Below are 16,474 nucleotides of genomic sequence, written 5' to 3' on the forward strand. Positions count from 1 at the left end.
GGATCTACTCGACGACCTCGACGACCGGATCGTCCGCGATCAGGCGCGTGAGGATGACGCGCGGCACGTTCGCGCGGAAGAGAATCTCACCGGCGATCGCTCGGGCCGCGTCCGCGTCGGCCTCGTCGTCGACCTTATTTACGACCGGAATCGCGGTCGCGTCGCCCGGCACGCCCTTCAGCCCGCCCGCGGGGCTCGCCAGGACCGTCGCGACGTCCGCGGGGCGGAGCTCGTCGCCGATCTCGCGGCCCGTGATCGCGGCGACCTCCTCCGGCCGGTGGACGAGCTCCTCGGTGAGGGGTTCGCCGACGACGTGCGCGCTCGCGATCGGGACGACGACGTCCGCGTTTGCCGGGATCTGCGGCTCATGGTCGCCCGGCGCCTTGAAATCCCGGAGGCGCGCCCCGTCCGCCTTCACGAGCGTCGCGCCGGGCGCGGCGTCGGCGATCTCGGCGACGGTGTCGACGTCGTACCCGAGGTACCGGTCCGACCGCTCGCGCTCCGGAACCAGCCCGAGCGGCCAGTCGCCCTCGTCCGCCTCGTCGAGCGCGGCCACCGGGTCACCGGTCACGCGGACCGCGGCGACCCGGTCGTCGAATATCGGTATCCGGACGCTCGCGGTCACGACCGAGCGATCGAGCCGGTCGGCGAGCGCGAACAGCGTCGACTTCTTGCCGCCCGCGCCGACGACGCAGACGGTCGCGTCGCGGGCGTCGAGCGCGGTCGTGAGGTCCATGCCCGGGCGTTCGGTCGCCGGCGGCCTCACTCTAACGGTCGGATCCTCGCGGGAGGGGGCATCGCGCGGGCGCCGACCTCCGCGGCGAACAGATTGATACGTCCTCGCCGCGCAGGGCATCCAAATGAGTCGGCGCCGTACCCACGTCCTCCGCGTCGACCTCTCGACGGGTGAGACCGCCCGCGAGCGCGTCCCCCGCGACTGGCGACGCGACTACGTCGGCGGGAAGGGGCTCGGGGCGCGCTACCTCTACGAGGAGCTGTCGCCGGGAACGGACCCGACGGGGCCCGAGAACCTCCTCGCGCTCCTCGTCGGGCCGCTCGCGGGCTACCTCCCCGGCGAGACGCGCTACGCCGCGGTGACGAAGTCCCCGCTCACCGGCGGTTTCCTCGACTCGTACGCGGGCGGCGAGTTCGCCGACCGGCTCGCGGGGTCGCTCGACGACTGCCTCGGGCTGCTCGTGACGGGCGCCGCCGACCGACCAGTCCGGATCGAGGTCGAGAGCGGCCGCGTGCGGATCGAACCGAGCGACGCGTGGGGCGACGACGCCGCCGAGACGGCCGACCGGTTCCCGGACGCCGGCGTCGCCTGCGTCGGCCCGGCGGGCGAGCGCGAGGCGGCGTACGCGACGGTCGCGAGCGACGGCGGCGCCCACCACGCGGGCCGCGGCGGCGCCGGCGCCGTGATGGGATCGAAGCGGCTGAAGACGGTCGTCGCCCGCGACCCCCCGCCGGCGGTCCCGGACGACCTCGCCGCGCTCCGCGACCGCGACGCGGCGGCCTACGGCCGCGACCCGACCGGCGAGTGGCAGGCCGCCGGCGAGACGGTCGAGACGGTCGACTACGCGGACGAAGTCGGGATCCTCGCCGCGGAGGGGTGGACGGAGATCGGCTTCGACGGCGCCGACGACATCGGCGTCGAGGCCGCGCTGGAGCGCGCGACCGGGCGCGAGGGCGAGGATCAGACCGTCCCCGGCGGCTTCCGGATCGACACGCCCGACGGCGAGGTGGTCCCGCGCGGCGCGGCGCCGATCACGCTCGGGGCCGGGCTCGGGATCGACGACTTCGACCGCGTCGTCGAGCTCTGCGGCGTCTGCGACCGACTCGGCCTCGACGTGATCGGCGCCGGCAACGCGGTCGCGTGGGCGGTCCGCGCCGGGGAGGCGGGGATCGTTGACTGTCCGGTCTCGTTCGGGGACGCCGACGGCGCAGAGCGACTCTTGGAAGCGATCGCGGCCCGCGAGACCCCGCCGGACCTCGACGTCGACCCGGACCTGCCGGACGCGCTCGCCGACGGGGTCGACGCCGCGGTCGACCGGTTCGGCGGCGCGGACCTCGTGCCGACGGTGAAGTCGATGGCGCTGCCCGGCTTCGACCCGCGGGCGGCTGTCGGCGTCGCGCTCGCGTACGCGACGAGCGACCGCGGCGCGTGCCACCGCCGCGCGCGGCCGCAGGACACCGAGCCCCTCGCCCGCCCGGACCGGTCTCCCGCCGACCGGGTGCGCGACGTGGTCGGCGAGCAGAACGCGCGCTCCGTGCTGTGGAGTCTGGTCGTCGACGACTTCGTCGGCGAGGCGGCTTGGACCGACCTCGGCGCGGAGTGGCTCGCGGCGGTCGACCATCCTGCGGTCGCCGGCGTCGACCGCGGCGGCACCGAGGACGAGACCGGCACCGCCACGCCGGGCGATCCGGTCGACGCGCTCGCGACGACCGGCGAGCGGATCTGGACACTCACGCGGCTGTTCAACGCACGCGAGGGGTTCGACCGCGCGGACGACGCGCTCCCCGAGCCGCTTCGCACGTCCGCGGCCGACGGCACGCCCGGCGTCGACGCCGACGCGTTCGACCGCCTGCTCGACCGGTACTACGCGGCGCGCGGGTGGGGCGACCGCGGGCTCCCGACGCCGGAGAGCCTCGGCCGGCTCGGCCTCGCGGACGTCGTCGACGACGCGACCCCGCTGGACGGGCGCGCTATCGACCCCGCCGCGCCGGCCGAGTCCGACGGCTGACCGCAGACCGCAGCGACGGAGAGCTGCCCGGAGTCCGCCTCCGAGCGCCTCAGCGGCGCAGTCCGCCCTCTGACTTGATCCGCATGATGTGGCGCACGTTGAGGTATATCTCCTCGGGCGACGTCTCCTCCCCCTCGTCGTACAGGTCCGAGACGCGGTAGAGGACCGCCGAGAGCTGCTTGCTCTCCGAGCTGTCGCCTCGCACGTCCTCGGCCACGTCGCGGAGGAACTCCCGGACCTCGTCGTCCACCGGGAACTCCGCGTCCGACGCGTCCTCCGGGACGACGGGGTCGACGCCCGCGGCCGCGAGGGGGTCCTCGCGCTCGTCGCCGTCGGCGCTCTCCGCGCGCCCGGACTCGCCGGCCTCGTCGTCCGCGTCGGTCATCGCCCCTCGCTCACCCCCCGGCGGCGGACGACGCCGGCGTTGTTCGCGACGTTCTCGACGAGCACCTTGAACGCGTCCGCGGTCTCGCCGTCCTCTAAGACGACGGGCTCGCCGTCGTCGCCGCCGGTGCGCACCTCGGGGTCGAGCGGGATCCCGCCGAGGAACGGGAGGTCGTGCTCCTGCGCGAGCGCCTTCCCTCCCCCGGAGCCGAATATCTCGTGGAAGCCGCCGCAGTCGGGACAGCGGAAGCCGGCCATGTTCTCGGCGATGCCGAGGACGTTCGTGTCGTGTTTGCCGAACATGCGGAGCCCTTTCACCGCGTCGTCGAGCGCGACCTCCTGCGGGGTCGTGACGATGACGGCGCCCGTCAGCGGGAGCGTCTGGAGGATGGTGAGCTGCGTGTCGCCGGTCCCCGGCGGGAGGTCCATCACGAGGTAGTCGAGCTCCCCCCACTCCACGTCCTCGACCAGCTGCGTGATGATCTTATGGACCATCGGGCCGCGCCAGATGACCGGGTCGTCCTCGCCGGTGAGGAAGTCCATGCTCATCAGCTTCACGCCGAACCGCTCGGGAGGCACGATCGTCTCGCCGTCGGTCTCGGGGCGCTCCTCGGCCGACACCATCCGCGGCACGTTCGGCCCGTACACGTCGGCGTCGAACAGGCCGACGCGCGCGCCGAGCTGGGAGAGCCCGGCGGCGAGGTTCACCGCCACGGTCGACTTCCCGACGCCTCCCTTGCCGGAGGCGACCGCGATCACGTTCTGGACACCGGGGAGGACCTGTTCGTCCGTCGAGAGATCGTCCGGAATCGACGCCGACAGCTCCACGTCGAGGCCGGTGTCCGCGAGCGCCTCGCGCACGTCGTCCGCGACGGCCGACTCGTTCGGCGAGAAGGGGGCGCCGAGCGCGAGCGACACCCGGACCGTCCCCGTGCCCTCGTCGACCTCGATGTCGTTCACCAAGCCGAGCGAGACGATGTCGTCGCCGAGGTCGGGGTCCCGCACGTCCGCGAGCCGCTCCCGCACGTCCGATTCGTTCATGTCCGAGGGGAGGGCCGTGGGTCGAATAAGGGTTCTGTACCCGGGCGCCCCACCGTTCCCGACGCGTCCGCGGTCCCCCGATCAGTCGATTCGGGTTCCGGCGCCCTCGCCGCGCAGGAACGGCGCCAGCCCGTCCGCGCCGAACACGTACGCCGGCGCGTCGAGCGCGAGCAGCTCGCGTACCTTCGCGGCCATGCCGCCGGAGACATCGGTGGCGTCGCTCGCGCCGAGCGCGTCCGCGACCGCGTCGAAGTCGTCGATCTCGGCGATCACGTCCCCCTCGCCGTCGAAGACGCCGGGGACCGTCGAGCAGACGCCCACGCGTCGCGCGCCGACCCCCGCGGCGAGTTCGACGACCAGCTCGTCGCCCGAGACGACCGTCACCCCGTCGCCCGCCGTCGCCACGCCGTCGCCGTGGAGAACCGGGACGAACCCCTCCCCGAGCAGCGTCGCCGTCGACCCGAGCGGGAGGTCGAGCCCGCCGTCCGCTCCTTCGGGCCGCGCAGCGAGCGACAGCGGGTGGACGGGCACCGCGGGCACGCCCCGCTCGCGCAGCCGCTCCAGCACCTGCGCGTTCAGCCGCTTCATCGCGCCGTGGACCGCGGCCACCGCGTCCGCGTCGCGCGTCCCGTCGGTCGTCGAGACCCCGTGTTCGCTGGCGTGGTGGTGCCCGAAGCTCCCGCCGCCGTGGACGACGACGAGCCGGTCGACCTCGCCCGCCGCGAGCGCGTCGGCGACCGCGTCGCAGGCCGCGTCGAGCGCCGCGTCGTCGAGCGTCTCGGGGCTGTCCTTCTCGGTGATCAGGCTCCCGCCGAGCTTGAGGACGACGGGGGGTGTGGCGTCGTCAGCGGGGTCGGCGTCGAGATCGGCCGCGTCGCCCGTCACGGCTTCACCACCCGGACGCCCTCGGTCGCCAGCTCGGCGCGGAACGCCTCCTCGCAGCCCTGCGTGAAGGACAGCGCGGTCTCCGTCGCGTCGCTCTCGTCGAGCGCGACGATGCAGCCGCCGCCGCCCGCGCCCGTGAGCTTCGCACCGTGCGCGCCAGCGTCCCGCGCGGCCCACACCATCGCGTCGAGCGACCGGCCGGAGACGCCGAGCGCGGCGAGCAGCCCGTGGTTGAAGTCCATCAGCTCGCCGAGCTCCGCGAGCAGATCGGGCGTCGGAGGCGTATCAGGGTCCGCGTCCGCGAGGAGGTCCTCGCCCGTTCGGACGAGGTCGCCGATCGATTCGACCGTGTCCGCGGCGAACCCGTGTTCCTCGCGCAGCGCGCGGACGCCGGCGACCAGCTCGCCGGTGTCGCCGGCGCCGCCGTCGAAGCCGACGACGAACGGCAGGTTCGGGGCGTCGATCGGCTCGCAGTCGTCGCCCTCGACGCGCACCGCGCCGCCCATCGTCGAGCAGAAGGTGTCGGCCCTGGAGGCCTGTCCGTCCTGGACCTCGAACTCGGCTTGGTACGCCCGGTCGGCGAGCTCCCGGCGGTCCAGCGGCTCGCCGAGCGCGCGCGTCGCGGCGTCGATACCGGCCACGACCACGGCCGCGGACGACCCCAGCCCCGCGCCCAGCGGGATGTCGCTCTCGACGGTGATGTCGAAGCCGGCGTCGGGCGCGCCGGCGGCGTCCCTCGCCTGCTCGACGGCCGCGTCGACGTACCCCATCGCGGCCTCGACGAGCGGGGTCGGCACGTCGACGTCCGGGCGGTCGCCGGTACCCCCGGCGTACTCCACCGTGAACCCGTCCAAGGAGAGGTCCTCGGCCTCGACGCGCACGTGGTCGTCCTCGCGCGGCTCGGCGGTCACCGTCGCGCGTCGCTCGATGGCCGCCGGCACCGCCGGCTCGCCGTAGACGACGGCGTGTTCGCCGAAGAGGTACACCTTCCCCGGCGCTTCGCAAACGGTCATACGAACTCCCTCTCCCCGCGCGCTTACAGGCGTTGCGCTTGTGGGCGGGGCGAGCGGCGGGAACCGGAACGGCGAACGGCTCCGCCCCCGCCAGCTTTTCACTACCGGCCCCCCTCGTGCGCGCCATGACCGCGCTCCCGTCGCTTCTGCGACAGTCGTTCACGAACTTCGTCGAGGGGCTGGCCGTCGCGATCCCGCGGCTGCTCTCGGGGGCGATCTTCCTCGCGTTGGCGTACGCGACGGTGCGGGTCGTCCTCGCGCTGGTCCGGTCGTCGATAGAGCGGCTGTACGTCGGCGATCGTGAACTGGTGGGCGACCTCATCGTCACGCTCGTCGCCATCTTCCTGTGGTTCGGCGTCGCGCTCACCTTCCTGAAGGTCGTCGGGATGGGCGACATCGCGGCGAGTCTGGGCACCGCCGTCGGCTTCATCGCCTTAGGCGTCTCCTACGCGCTCTCCGAGATGATCGAGGACACCGTCGCGGGCGTCTACCTCCTCCGCGACCCGGATTTCAACGTCGGCTACCGCGTCGAGGCCAAGGGCGTCACCGGCACCGTCGCCGCCATCGAACTCCGGAAGACGCGGATCGACGCGGACAACGGCGACCGGATCGTGATGGCGAACCGCGAGATCGAGCCGCGGTGGACACACGACGTGCCTGAGTAGGCGGCGGCCGGCGCAGAAGATGCGACGGCCGTCGACGAGCCGTCGTCGGCCGGCTGAACGCGGGTAGAGGCGGACGACCGGGACCCGGAACCGACCCGTCCTCCCAAAGCTTATCAATCCGCTCCGAATTCTCATTCCCGTTATGTCTACCACCGCAACCGAGACCGGCGGCGGGCGCGTCGATGGCGACACGACGCTAGCAGCCTTGGCGCACGCGTCGGCGCTTTTCGCGTCGTTCCTCGGACCAATCCTGTTTCTGGTCCTCGCGGACGACGACGACGAACTCGTCAAGCAGAACGCGAAGAACTCGCTGAACTTCCAGATAGTGATCTTCGCCGCGCTCATGCTCGCCGCCGTCCTGAGCTTCGTGTTCATCGGGCTCCTGCTGTTCCCGATCATCGGGATCGTCGACCTGGTTCTGGTGCTCATCGCCACGGTGAAGGCAAACGACGGACAGGTGTACTCGTACCCCTACACGCCGGATATCGTCTGAGCGCACCGCCCTCCGAATCGCGGTACCGACGGCTCGTCGGTGAGAGAGGCGAAACGAAAGTGAACTCGGAAAACGACCGCGTTAGAGTTCGTCCTCGAAGTCCTCGAGGGCGAACACCGTGTCGGCGCCGCGGCGGTCGAGCGTCTCGTTGGCGAGGAGCCAGTAGACGACCGACAGCGCGCGTCGACCCTTGTTGTTCGTCGGGATGACGAGGTCGACGTTCGACAGCTGGTTGTTGGAGTCGCACATCGCGATCACCGGGATGCCGACGGTGATGGCCTCCTTGACGGCCTGCGCGTCGCCGATCGGGTCGGTTACCACGACGACGTCCGGCTCGATGTAGCCGGCGTAGTCGGGGTTCGTCAGCGTGCCCGGGATGAAGCGCCCGGTGCGGGCCCGGGCGCCGATGGCGTCCGCGAACTTCTCGGCCGGGAACCGGCCGTACTGCCGCGAGGACGTGACCAGGATCTGCTCGGGGTTGTAGTTCGCGAGGAAGTCCGCGGCCGTGCGGATCCGCTCGTCGGTAAGGCTCACGTCGAGGACGTACAGCCCGTCGTCGCGGACACGGTGGATGAACCGCTCCATGTCCTTCGTCTTCTGCTGGGTCCCGATGTGGACACCGGCGGAGAGGTAGTCCTCGACGGGGATCAGCAGGTCGACGTCGTCGTCGGGCATGACGTCATCGTCGAACGGGGAGCCCTCCTCCTCGTCGGCCTCGCTCTCGGCGTCGGCGGATGCTTCGGGTTCGGCGTCGGCGGACGCCCCAGTTTCGGCGTCGGCGGACGCCCCCTCGGCTCCCGCGTCGGCGGTCGGTTCCTCGGTCGTGTCGGCCTCCTCCTCGACCCCCGCGTCGACCGCCTCGGTCTCCGCGTCGTCGTCGAGTTCGACCGCGTCGTTGTCTTCGCTCATGCGTGGTGTCGGTCCGTCATACCGCGTCGTCCGCGATGCGGACCAGTTCGTTCAGCTTGGCGGTGCGCTCGCCGCCGACCGTGCCGGTCTTGATGTAGCCGGCGTCGGTCGCCACGGCGAGGTGTGCGATGGTGGTGTCCTCGGTCTCGCCCGAGCGGTGGGAGATGACCGTCTCGTAGCCGTTGCGGGCGGCGAGCTCGACGGCGTCGAACGCGTCCGACAGCGTCCCGATCTGGTTCGGCTTGATCAGGATGCTGTTGGCCGCGCCCGCGTCGATCCCGTCTTGGAGCCGCTCGACGTTGGTGACGAACAGGTCGTCGCCGCAGATCAGCGTCCGGTCGCCCACCCGGTCGGTCAGCTCCGCGAACGCCGCGTAGTCGTTCTCGTCGAGCGGGTCCTCGACGTACGCGAGGTCGTACTCGTCGACGAGGCCGGCGACGTACTCGATCTGCTCGTCGGCCGACTTCGTCTCGTCGCCGTACACGTACGCCTCTCGGTCGTCGTCGTACAGCTCGGCGGCGGCCATGTCGAGCCCGAAGCGGATCTCGAAGCCCACCTCGTCCTCGACGCGGTCGACCGCCTCGTCGACGACCTCGAACGCGTCGGCGTCCGAGATCGGGGGCGCCCACGCGCCCTCGTCGCCCTTCGCCGCGGGCACGCCGCGCTCGTCGAGCACGTCCGCGACCGCCGCGTGGACCGCGGCGTTCGCGAAGACGGCCTCCGAGACGCTGGGCGCGCCCACCGGCGCCGCGAGGAACTCCTGAATGTGGGTCGCCTCCTTGGCGTGCTCCCCCCCGCCGACGACGTTGCCGAGCGGAATGGGGAAGCTCTCGCCGCGGAACGCGCCGCCGAGGTGCTGGTACAGCGGCGCGCCCAGCACGTCGGCGGCCGCCTTCGCCGCCGCCATCGAGATGGCGACCGCGCTGTTGGCGCCGATGGCGGAGAAGTCGTCCGTGCCGTCGGCGGCGCGCAGCGCGTTGTCGACCGCGCGCTGGTCGCCCGCGTAGATGCCCTCGAGGCGCGGCACCGCGTGTTCGCGGGCCTTCGCGATCGACTCGCTCGCGGGCAGTTCGATCGCCTCGTACTCGCCCGTCGAGGCCCCGCTGGGGGCCGCCCCGCGGCCGAAGCCGCCGGACTCGGTGAGCACGTCGGCCTCGACCGTCGGGTTCCCCCGCGAGTCGAGCACGCGACGCAGCGAGACGCTGGTGATCCGCGTCATCAGCTCTCCCTCCGGACCGTGAACGGGAGCGCGCCCGCGTCGTACTCCTCCGCGGCGACGAGGATCGGCTCCGTCTGGTCCGTGTCGATCAGCACGGGCGCCCCGTAGGACACCTGCAGCGCTCGCGCGCCGAGGATGCGTGCCTTCTCGTATCGATTGTATCGCTGTTCTGACATGGTTACTGGTACGGCGAGACGACGTCGACGAGGTCGCGGTGGCTCACCAGCATGCGCCGGCAGCAGTGCCGGTCGACCCCGAGGTCGTCGAGGACTTTGCCGGGGTCCTCGTCGCCCTCGCGAGCCCGCTCTTTGAACTCTTCCCAGTGCTCACCCACGACGTTGCCGCACGTGAAACACCGGACGGGGATCATCATGACTGGATCACCTCAGCGGTAGGACTTCTGGTAGCGAGCGCGCGCACCGGGTCCGCCCCACTTCTTGGGTTCGGACTGGCGCACGTCGTTGACCAGCAGGGTGCGGTCGAAGTTCATGTACGCGTCGCGCAGCTCGGCGTCGCCGAGGTGCTGGACGAGGCCGCGGGCGATGGCGGTCCGCGTCGCGTCCGCCTGGCCGCTGAAGCCGCCACCCTCGACGTCGATGTCGATGTCGACGCCGTCGCGGAGCTCCTCGCCGGCGATGCGGAACGGCTCTAACATCTTGAGCCGCGCCTGCTCCGGTTCGACCAGCTCGACTGGCTGGGAGTTGATGCGCACGCGGCCCTCGCCCTCGCGCACGGTGGCGCGGGCGACGGCCGTCTTCTTCTTGCCTGAGGTGTTCGTTACCATGTGACGTTGGCTCCCAGAGACTCGGAGATCTCCCCGAGCGTGGTGAATTTGATGTTCGAGAGGCGGTCGAGCGAGGTGCCGTCGAGGACGACGCTGTCGACGTCCTCGTCGCGCTCGTAGGGGTTCCCGACGTACACGCGTACGTTCGAGAACGCCTCGCGGCCGTCCTCCGACTTGTACGGCAGCATGCCGCGGATGGCGCGCTTGAAGATCCGGTCCGGACGCTTGGGGTAGTAGGGCCCGCTGTCCGAGCCGAGCTCCGCGCGCTTGTGGTACGTCTCCATCGTCGCCTCCTCGTTGCCGGTGATGACGGCGCGCTCGGCGTTGACGACGGCGACGGTCTCCCCGGCGAGGACGCGCTGCGCGACCTCGGAGGAGACGCGACCGAGGATGCAGTCGCGGGCGTCGACGACGACGTCCGCGTCTATCTTTGCGAGACTCATCGGATCACCCGCACGTTGCTTCCTTCGGGGTTCTGTTCGACGTACTGTTCCAGCGTCACCGCCTCGCCGGCCTGGTCGATCTTCGTCCGGGCGGTCCCGGAGAAGTCGACGGCGGCGACGGTGACGTTCGTTTCGAGCACACCGCTGCCCAGCACCTTGCCGGGGACGACGACCGTCTCGTCTTCCTGCGCGTATCGTTCGATACGGCCCAGGTTGACCTCAGCGTGCGTGCGCCGTGGCTTCTCTAATCGGTCGGCGACGTCCTGCCACACGTTGGCACCGGAGTCGCGCGAGACCGACTTCAGATCGGCGATGAGGTTCTGTAGTTTCGGATTCGTCTTGCTACTCATAGCTGTCCCTCCTGAGTGGAGAGTTCGTGGAAAACGGAGTGCAGGGAGCAGGATTTGAACCTGCGGACCTCTACAGGACAGCGCCCTGAACGCTGCGCCGTTGGCCTGACTTGGCTATCCCTGCGTGCACTCCACCGTATTCCGGCTCCCTTCAAACCACTTTCGGTCCCGGCGTCCCCGCGGTCGGTCGCGGGCGCTCCGTCGGTCGGAGCGGCGCCGCGGCTGTCTGCGGGGGCGACGGTCAGGGGGTTGGTTCGAAGGGCCGTCATTTCCTTATACTGCGACTTTCGTCTGTAGTTCGTCCGCGCGCTCCTCGATGGTGTCGATGGCGCGGAGCAGCAGTTCCTCGACGTCGAACGAGCCGTCCGTCTCGATGTGGAAGACGAAGGCTCCGGGGACGTCCTCGACCGCGACCTCCTTCCCGGGGAACCGTTCCGAGAGGTCGTTGTCGAACTCGTCGGTGAGCTCGATCTCTCCGTCGGGCGTCTCGATGACGCCGCGGAGGATGTTCGGCTCGTCGTCGTCGAACTCGCCGCGGTCGCCCTCGACCGAGACGCGCTGGAGGTGGCGGTAGCCGACGGAGACGCCGCCCTGGTGTTTGGCGTGCTCCTTGCCGGTGTCGAGGACCGCGTCGGCCTCGAACTCCAACCGCTGTCCCTCCTTCAGCTCGATGATCGGGACGTTGTCGTCGGCGACCTCGACGAGCGGGTCGCTGCTCTCGATGTCGCCGGAGTACGCCGTCGCCGGGCCTTCGACGTCGAGCGCGAGAGTGACCTCGTCGCCGAGTTCGAAGTCGTCGAGCGGCGTCGTCAGGGGCACGAGCCCCAGACGTAGGCCGATCATCTCGTCGAACATGACCGAGGAGTTCTCGACGAACCGGACGGTGTCGATCGAGAACGTCGGGACGTCGGCGATCATCGCGCGGCGGATGCCGTTGGCGAACGCCGGCGTGAGCCCGCGGATCAGCACCCGCGCGCTGCGATCGTCCCGTTCGACGTACTGGACGTCGAATTCGTCTTCGGTCATGTCAGACTCGCTTGTTCTTCGGCGCCTTCGTCCCGTCGTGCGGGATCGGCGTGACGTCCTCGATGCGCCCGATCTCGACGCCCGCACGCGAAAGCGCGCGAATCGTCGCCTGCGCACCGGGGCCGGTGGACTTGTTGAGGTTGCCGCCGGGGCCGCGCACGCGAACGTGTACGCCCTCCAGGCCGGCGTCCTTGACGCGCTCGGCGACGACCTCCGCCATCTGCATGGCGGCGTACGGCGACGCCTCGTCGCGGTTCTGCTTCACCACGGTGCCGCCGGACGACTTGGCGATCGTCTCGGCGCCCGTCTCGTCGGTGACCGTGATGAGCGTGTTGTTGAACGACGCGTACACGTGGGCGATGCCCCACTTTCCTCCGTCTTCGGATTCACTCATGGTTGGTTACTCCTGTGACTCCGCGCGCTCGGGGTGGAGATCGTCCGCGAGCGGGCTCGTCTCGTCGAAGGCGATGGCGCCCTCGTCGTCGACGTCTACCTTCACCGACGGGCGCGTGACGCGGGCGCCGTCGACGGTGATGTGGCCGTGGACGATGAACTGGCGGGCCTGCTGGGTCGAGGAGGCGAAGCCCTGTCGGTAGACGACCGTCTGGAGGCGACGCTCCAGTAAGTCGGTCACGTCGAGCGACAGGACCGCCGAGATGTCGTCGTTGTCGCCGAGGATGCCGATGCGGCGGAGTCGGGTAACGAACTCCGCGCCGGCGTCCTGGGCGGCCTCGACGTCACCCTGCGCCTCGCCGAGCAGGCGTCGGGCCTCCCGACGCATGTTGCGCAGCTCGGACTGGGCGCGCCAGAACTCCTCTTTGTTCTTCAGGCCGTACCGCGAGAGGAGGTCGGACTCCTCGGCGATGCGCTCGCCCTGGTACGGGTGGTTCGGCGTCTCGTAGCCCTTAGTGTTCTTGCCGGTGCTCATTCCTCGTCACCCGCTTCTTCGTCGGCCATCTCCTCGCGGATCTCCTCGACGTTGACCCCGATGGTCCCCTCCGAGCGACCCGTGGACTTGGTGCGCTGGCCGCGGACCTTCTGCCCGCGCTTGTGGCGCACGCCCTTGTACGATTCGATGATCTTCATGCGGTTGATGTCGTGACGGCGCTTCTCGTCGACGTCCGTGCCGACGAGGTGCGTCGTCTCTCCGCTGAAGAAGTCGTTCTGTCGGTTCGTCATCCACGACGGGACGTGGTCTTCGAGGTTCTCGGCGATGTCGACCACCGCGTCGATGTCATCCTCGTCGAGGAGCCCGAACGTGGCGTTTCGGTCCACGTCGGCCTTCTCGGCGACCAGCCGCGCCGTGCGCGTGCCGATGCCGTCGAGTTCGGACAGGCTTCGCTCGACCGTCTTCGTCCCGTCGAGGTCCGCGCCCCCGATCCGAACGAAGTACTGGAGGTCTTCCTCCTCCTCCGGCGAGTCGTCCTGTGATTCTTCCGTGCTCATGTGTTGGTTGTGGTGAGCCCTACCGGCGCGAATCCGGCGGTACTCGTCCGTTCGAGCGTTGCGGCGGGGATTCGAACCCCGGAGGCAGTGACGCCACAGAGTTAGCAACCCTGCGCCTTGGGCCAGGCTTGGCTACCGCAACCCGCGTTGTATCATCGCCCTCTCGGACTCGGGGCCCGACGCCCCTGCAGTTCGTGCGTTCGTATGCTCCCGCTTTCGGTACTTAAACATCACGAAACGGCCGGGTCGCTGTGGGGGTCTCGCACGGTCGTCGCGTCGGGAGTATTTGGGGGCGACGGGGTCGCGAAGGAGGCGAAGAATCTGTCGAAGAGGCCCAATTAAGCCATATTTTTCGGCTCTGTTTAAATTTGATTCTTCAGACAAATTTCCTCTTGAAACAGCTGGTCGCTGAGAGTTGTCTATTTACCGAACAAATTTATTTTCTCGTTTGAAGTCGTCCTTCAAGATCTAGCCGGCAGAATGCCTCAGTTACGGCAGTTATATTCTCTAAGGTTTCCATCGTCTTGATGTGGCTTGGATGTAGGCTGCCTTCCTGATTCAAAAACGCCTGATGAACATCACCGAAATCCTGCCTAAATTCGTCACCTTCCATCACGGCCCACTCGTCGAACCGAATCGTCTTGAACTTCTTCAGGTCATCATTTCCGGGGCCAGTTCGAACTTTATCATAGTAAATACAGTTGGGCGTCACACGACCGATTGCGATGTCATTGAAACCTTCAGTATACACTATGCCGTATCCCCCATACGCATCCAATTGTTTCGTCAGTTCGAACGCTCGTTTCGCCTGATTCTTACTGTCTGATTTTACTCCGGTTATATCCCAACTCCAGCCTGTGTTCCAATCAATCGCAGCAATTCCATTAACTGTTAATCTCGTTCGTTGGTCATCTGCGACAGCGGGTTCATTCTGACATTCAAAGACGATACCTTCGTGATCTCTCGTTTGCTTTTGTACCATACGAGACTACCAATTCATGAGCGCTTACTTTACATTTTTCCAACATCAGTTCTAAATTCGAACTCCCGACTACATTGAACGCTTAGTATCTCGACTATACTGACCGCCTGAGAATTCTAATAGAGTATATGTTTCAGATATAACATAAATGGAAGTTCTCCAAAGTTCCAGCCATTGTTTATAAATAGTAAACCGCGGATTGGTTGTGGAGGCCTCCAAAGCCCCAGCCGCGAGGCGGGCGCACGCTCGCTGCGGTCCTCAGTCGCTCGCTTCGCTCGCTTCTTGCGGTCCTTACTTCGCCTGCGCCCGCCTCGCGACTGCCCCTTTGAGTCCCACCCGACCGCGACCGCACCGCAGCCTCACGCCTCCCCAACCTCGTCGGGCGCGTCCTTCGGGCTCCCTTCGGTCGCCCTCGGAGCGCCCGACTCCCTCGCGCGTGCGACTCGCGGCCGCCGAGGGCGGCCGCTCGCCGGCACGCGCCACCGCACTGTTATTTATAAATAATCGCTGCCGTCGAGGCGCGCCGTCCGTTTCCGCGAGGCGAACTGTTTCCGTGAGGCGTACTGTTTAGTGGGTCCCGCGGGAGGGTCCGCGTATGCAAGCCGTTCAGTTCGCCGACCACGGCGACCGCGACGTGATCGAGTACGGCGAGTTCCCCGACCCCGAGCCCGACCGCGGCGAGGTGCTCGTCGATGTGAAGGCCGGCGCGCTCAACCACCTCGACATCTGGACCCGACGCGGGATGCCCGGCATCGACCTGGAGATGCCGCACATTCCGGGCAGCGACGCGGCGGGCATCGTCGAGGCCGTCGGCGAGGGCGTGACGCGGTTCGAGCCGGGCGACCACGTCGCCGTGAGCGCGGGCGTCTCCTGCGGAAACTGCGAATTCTGCCGGAACGGCGAGGAGTCGCTGTGCGTCTCCTTCCACATCATCGGCGAGCACGTCCGCGGCGTCCACGCCGAGAAAGCGGCGGTTCCCGCCGAGAACCTCGTCCCGGTCCCGTCCGGCGTCGACTGGGAGGTCGCGGGCTCCGCGTCGCTCGTCTTCCAGACCGCGTGGCGCATGCTCCAGACGCGCGCCGACATCGAGGCCGGCGAGAAGGTGCTCGTCCTCGGCGCCTCCGGCGGCGTCGGCCACGCCGCGGTCCAGATCGCCGACCACGCCGGCTGTGAGGTGTTCGCGACCGCCTCCACCGAAGCGAAGCTCTCGCACGCCGAGGACTGCGGCGCCGACCACGTCATCGATTACGAGGCGAACGACTTCGCGGAAGAGATCGACGCGCTCACCGGCAAGCGCGGCGTCGACGTCGTCGTCGACCACGTCGGCGAGGCCACCTACCCGAACTCGCTGAAGTCGATGGCGAAGGGCGGCCGGCTCGTCACCTGCGGCGCGACCACCGGACCGAACCCGGGCGCCGGGCTCAACCGCATCTTCTGGAACCAGCTCTCGATCCTCGGCTCGACGATGGCGACGCCGGGAGAGGTCGACGAGGTCCTGGACCTCGTCTGGGACGGCACCTTCGAACCGCGCGTCCGCGAGGTCCTCCCGATGAGCGAGGCCGCACGCGCACACGAGATGATCGAGAACCGTGAGGGCTTTGGCAAAGTGGTGTTTAAACCCGACAGTGAGCTCTGAGACCGACGCGGCCGCCGACGATGCGTCCGCCCGCGACGCGGACGTCGCCGCGAACACCACCGGCGACGGCACCACCGACGGCGGCTACGTCCACGTCCCTGACACCGACGACGGTGCCGACGCGACCGACAGCGGCGGCGACGGCTCGGGAGGCCCGACGGTCGACGCCGACGAACCCGCCGCCGACGGCTTCGGTCGAAAGGGGTGGGCGCTGACGGCGGCGATATTCGTCTGCGCGCTCGTCATCCCGGGGATCATCTACGTCTACCCGTACGCCGCGGGCTGGTTCGGACTCCCTTTCTTCGCGACGTATCTCGCGCTCCCGCTCGTCCCCGCGCTCCTCCTCGGCCTCGTCGCTGTCTGGTCGATGACGGCCGCGACGGCCGACGACGAGCCCTGACCGCGGCCGGCGTCGCCTCCGTCAGATCGCCGTGTCGCGCCGGCGAACGACAAC

General features: G+C 69.1%; 22 protein-coding genes and 2 tRNA genes. 5 read left to right on the forward strand and 19 right to left on the reverse strand.

What is annotated here, in order from left to right:
• Nucleotides 1-4: 4 nt before the first annotated feature.
• The gene (yqeC, locus tag B378_RS0113920; protein ID WP_017344382.1) at nt 5-736 is read right to left on the reverse strand and encodes a selenium cofactor biosynthesis protein YqeC; all 732 of its coding nucleotides are present in this window, start codon (nt 734-736) and stop codon (nt 5-7) included.
• Nucleotides 737-860: 124 nt separating this feature from the next.
• Here yqeC and B378_RS0113925 point away from each other — a divergent pair, with 124 nt between their 5' ends.
• Nucleotides 861-2,744, forward strand: coding sequence for an aldehyde ferredoxin oxidoreductase family protein (locus B378_RS0113925; protein WP_017344383.1), 1,884 nt, complete (start codon nt 861-863; stop codon nt 2,742-2,744).
• A 49-nt stretch (nt 2,745-2,793) separates the two neighbouring features.
• Here the strand turns inward: B378_RS0113925 and B378_RS0113930 are convergent, their stop codons facing one another.
• From B378_RS0113930 to mvk, 4 genes are all read right to left on the reverse strand, one after another.
• The gene (locus B378_RS0113930) at nt 2,794-3,129 is read right to left on the reverse strand and encodes a hypothetical protein (RefSeq protein WP_017344384.1); all 336 of its coding nucleotides are present in this window, start codon (nt 3,127-3,129) and stop codon (nt 2,794-2,796) included.
• The gene (locus B378_RS0113935; protein WP_017344385.1) at nt 3,126-4,169 is read right to left on the reverse strand and encodes an Mrp/NBP35 family ATP-binding protein; all 1,044 of its coding nucleotides are present in this window, start codon (nt 4,167-4,169) and stop codon (nt 3,126-3,128) included. Before B378_RS0113935 ends, B378_RS0113930 begins: the two co-directional genes overlap by 4 nt.
• An 81-nt stretch (nt 4,170-4,250) precedes the next feature.
• Nucleotides 4,251-5,054: an isopentenyl phosphate kinase gene (locus B378_RS0113940; RefSeq protein WP_017344386.1), complete on the reverse strand. Its 804-nt coding sequence runs from the start codon at nt 5,052-5,054 to the stop codon at nt 4,251-4,253.
• Nucleotides 5,051-6,067 carry a mevalonate kinase gene (gene mvk, locus B378_RS0113945; RefSeq protein ID WP_026046303.1) on the reverse strand — a complete coding sequence of 339 codons (1,017 nt, stop codon included), beginning with the start codon at nt 6,065-6,067 and terminating at the stop codon, nt 5,051-5,053. The genes B378_RS0113940 and mvk overlap by 4 nt, the downstream gene beginning before the upstream one ends.
• A gap of 125 nt (nt 6,068-6,192) precedes the next feature.
• Between mvk and B378_RS0113950 the strand changes: the two genes are divergently transcribed.
• On the forward strand, nt 6,193-6,732 hold the full coding sequence (locus B378_RS0113950; RefSeq protein WP_017344388.1) for a mechanosensitive ion channel domain-containing protein: 540 nt from the start codon (nt 6,193-6,195) through the stop codon (nt 6,730-6,732).
• A 142-nt stretch (nt 6,733-6,874) separates the two neighbouring features.
• Nucleotides 6,875-7,225: a DUF4870 domain-containing protein gene (locus B378_RS0113955; protein ID WP_017344389.1), complete on the forward strand. Its 351-nt coding sequence runs from the start codon at nt 6,875-6,877 to the stop codon at nt 7,223-7,225.
• Nucleotides 7,226-7,306: 81 nt separating this feature from the next.
• On the opposite strand, the gene rpsB is transcribed toward B378_RS0113955, so the two are convergent.
• The 14 genes from rpsB to B378_RS16860 form a co-directional block, all read right to left on the reverse strand.
• Nucleotides 7,307-8,134, reverse strand: coding sequence for a 30S ribosomal protein S2 (gene rpsB, locus B378_RS0113960; RefSeq protein ID WP_017344390.1), 828 nt, complete (start codon nt 8,132-8,134; stop codon nt 7,307-7,309).
• Nucleotides 8,135-8,150: 16 nt separating this feature from the next.
• Nucleotides 8,151-9,353 carry a phosphopyruvate hydratase gene (gene eno, locus B378_RS0113965; RefSeq protein WP_017344391.1) on the reverse strand — a complete coding sequence of 401 codons (1,203 nt, stop codon included), beginning with the start codon at nt 9,351-9,353 and terminating at the stop codon, nt 8,151-8,153.
• On the reverse strand, nt 9,353-9,529 hold the full coding sequence (locus tag B378_RS0113970) for a DNA-directed RNA polymerase subunit K (protein WP_004595260.1): 177 nt from the start codon (nt 9,527-9,529) through the stop codon (nt 9,353-9,355). Before B378_RS0113970 ends, eno begins: the two co-directional genes overlap by 1 nt.
• 2 nt (nt 9,530-9,531) lie before the next feature.
• Nucleotides 9,532-9,726: a DNA-directed RNA polymerase subunit N gene (locus B378_RS0113975; RefSeq protein WP_017344392.1), complete on the reverse strand. Its 195-nt coding sequence runs from the start codon at nt 9,724-9,726 to the stop codon at nt 9,532-9,534.
• A 12-nt stretch (nt 9,727-9,738) separates the two neighbouring features.
• Nucleotides 9,739-10,137 carry a 30S ribosomal protein S9 gene (locus tag B378_RS0113980; RefSeq protein ID WP_004595258.1) on the reverse strand — a complete coding sequence of 133 codons (399 nt, stop codon included), beginning with the start codon at nt 10,135-10,137 and terminating at the stop codon, nt 9,739-9,741.
• A complete protein-coding gene (locus B378_RS0113985; protein WP_017344393.1) occupies nt 10,131-10,580 on the reverse strand; it encodes a 50S ribosomal protein L13 in 450 nt (149 codons plus the stop codon). Before B378_RS0113985 ends, B378_RS0113980 begins: the two co-directional genes overlap by 7 nt.
• Nucleotides 10,577-10,930, reverse strand: a complete 354-nt coding sequence (locus B378_RS0113990; RefSeq protein WP_004595256.1) for a 50S ribosomal protein L18e — start codon at nt 10,928-10,930, stop codon at nt 10,577-10,579. The genes B378_RS0113985 and B378_RS0113990 overlap by 4 nt, the downstream gene beginning before the upstream one ends.
• A gap of 39 nt (nt 10,931-10,969) precedes the next feature.
• Nucleotides 10,970-11,054 (reverse strand) — tRNA-Leu (locus B378_RS0113995).
• A gap of 149 nt (nt 11,055-11,203) precedes the next feature.
• Complete coding sequence (locus B378_RS0114000) at nt 11,204-11,956, reverse strand: DNA-directed RNA polymerase subunit D (protein ID WP_017344394.1); 753 nt, start codon at nt 11,954-11,956, stop codon at nt 11,204-11,206.
• 1 nt (nt 11,957) lies between these two features.
• Nucleotides 11,958-12,350 carry a 30S ribosomal protein S11 gene (locus tag B378_RS0114005; RefSeq protein ID WP_004595254.1) on the reverse strand — a complete coding sequence of 131 codons (393 nt, stop codon included), beginning with the start codon at nt 12,348-12,350 and terminating at the stop codon, nt 11,958-11,960.
• 6 nt (nt 12,351-12,356) lie between these two features.
• Entirely contained in the window at nt 12,357-12,884 is a 528-nt protein-coding gene (locus tag B378_RS0114010; protein WP_017344395.1) for a 30S ribosomal protein S4, read from the reverse strand.
• A complete protein-coding gene (locus tag B378_RS0114015) occupies nt 12,881-13,402 on the reverse strand; it encodes a 30S ribosomal protein S13 (RefSeq protein WP_017344396.1) in 522 nt (173 codons plus the stop codon). The genes B378_RS0114010 and B378_RS0114015 overlap by 4 nt, the downstream gene beginning before the upstream one ends.
• A gap of 56 nt (nt 13,403-13,458) precedes the next feature.
• Nucleotides 13,459-13,544: transfer RNA gene (locus B378_RS0114020), tRNA-Ser, on the reverse strand.
• Nucleotides 13,545-13,838: 294 nt separating this feature from the next.
• The gene (locus B378_RS16860; RefSeq protein ID WP_155118221.1) at nt 13,839-14,384 is read right to left on the reverse strand and encodes a hypothetical protein; all 546 of its coding nucleotides are present in this window, start codon (nt 14,382-14,384) and stop codon (nt 13,839-13,841) included.
• 595 nt (nt 14,385-14,979) lie between these two features.
• On the opposite strand from B378_RS16860, the gene B378_RS0114025 reads away from it, so the two are divergent.
• A complete protein-coding gene (locus B378_RS0114025; RefSeq protein ID WP_017344397.1) occupies nt 14,980-16,020 on the forward strand; it encodes a zinc-binding dehydrogenase in 1,041 nt (346 codons plus the stop codon).
• Nucleotides 16,010-16,420, forward strand: a complete 411-nt coding sequence (locus tag B378_RS0114030) for a hypothetical protein (RefSeq protein ID WP_017344398.1) — start codon at nt 16,010-16,012, stop codon at nt 16,418-16,420. The genes B378_RS0114025 and B378_RS0114030 overlap by 11 nt, the downstream gene beginning before the upstream one ends.
• The last annotated feature ends 54 nt before the right edge of the window (nt 16,421-16,474 follow it).

It is taken from the genome of Halorubrum sp. T3 (assembly GCF_000296615.1).
GTDB classification, from domain to species: Archaea; Halobacteriota; Halobacteria; order Halobacteriales; family Haloferacaceae; genus Halorubrum; species Halorubrum ruber.

Coding starts and splice junctions, on each gene's coding strand:
- yqeC (WP_017344382.1), bottom strand. CDS start 736: ATGGACCTCACGACCGCGCTCGACGCCCGCGACGCGACCGTCTGCGTC.
- B378_RS0113925 (WP_017344383.1), top strand. CDS start 861: ATGAGTCGGCGCCGTACCCACGTCCTCCGCGTCGACCTCTCGACGGGT.
- B378_RS0113930 (WP_017344384.1), bottom strand. CDS start 3,129: ATGACCGACGCGGACGACGAGGCCGGCGAGTCCGGGCGCGCGGAGAGC.
- B378_RS0113935 (WP_017344385.1), bottom strand. CDS start 4,169: ATGAACGAATCGGACGTGCGGGAGCGGCTCGCGGACGTGCGGGACCCC.
- mvk (WP_026046303.1), bottom strand. CDS start 6,067: ATGACCGTTTGCGAAGCGCCGGGGAAGGTGTACCTCTTCGGCGAACAC.
- B378_RS0113950 (WP_017344388.1), top strand. CDS start 6,193: ATGACCGCGCTCCCGTCGCTTCTGCGACAGTCGTTCACGAACTTCGTC.
- B378_RS0113955 (WP_017344389.1), top strand. CDS start 6,875: ATGTCTACCACCGCAACCGAGACCGGCGGCGGGCGCGTCGATGGCGAC.
- rpsB (WP_017344390.1), bottom strand. CDS start 8,134: ATGAGCGAAGACAACGACGCGGTCGAACTCGACGACGACGCGGAGACC.
- eno (WP_017344391.1), bottom strand. CDS start 9,353: ATGACGCGGATCACCAGCGTCTCGCTGCGTCGCGTGCTCGACTCGCGG.
- B378_RS0113970 (WP_004595260.1), bottom strand. CDS start 9,529: ATGTCAGAACAGCGATACAATCGATACGAGAAGGCACGCATCCTCGGC.
- B378_RS0113975 (WP_017344392.1), bottom strand. CDS start 9,726: ATGATGATCCCCGTCCGGTGTTTCACGTGCGGCAACGTCGTGGGTGAG.
- B378_RS0113980 (WP_004595258.1), bottom strand. CDS start 10,137: ATGGTAACGAACACCTCAGGCAAGAAGAAGACGGCCGTCGCCCGCGCC.
- B378_RS0113985 (WP_017344393.1), bottom strand. CDS start 10,580: ATGAGTCTCGCAAAGATAGACGCGGACGTCGTCGTCGACGCCCGCGAC.
- B378_RS0113990 (WP_004595256.1), bottom strand. CDS start 10,930: ATGAGTAGCAAGACGAATCCGAAACTACAGAACCTCATCGCCGATCTG.
- B378_RS0114000 (WP_017344394.1), bottom strand. CDS start 11,956: ATGACCGAAGACGAATTCGACGTCCAGTACGTCGAACGGGACGATCGC.
- B378_RS0114005 (WP_004595254.1), bottom strand. CDS start 12,350: ATGAGTGAATCCGAAGACGGAGGAAAGTGGGGCATCGCCCACGTGTAC.
- B378_RS0114010 (WP_017344395.1), bottom strand. CDS start 12,884: ATGAGCACCGGCAAGAACACTAAGGGCTACGAGACGCCGAACCACCCG.
- B378_RS0114015 (WP_017344396.1), bottom strand. CDS start 13,402: ATGAGCACGGAAGAATCACAGGACGACTCGCCGGAGGAGGAGGAAGAC.
- B378_RS16860 (WP_155118221.1), bottom strand. CDS start 14,384: ATGGTACAAAAGCAAACGAGAGATCACGAAGGTATCGTCTTTGAATGT.
- B378_RS0114025 (WP_017344397.1), top strand. CDS start 14,980: ATGCAAGCCGTTCAGTTCGCCGACCACGGCGACCGCGACGTGATCGAG.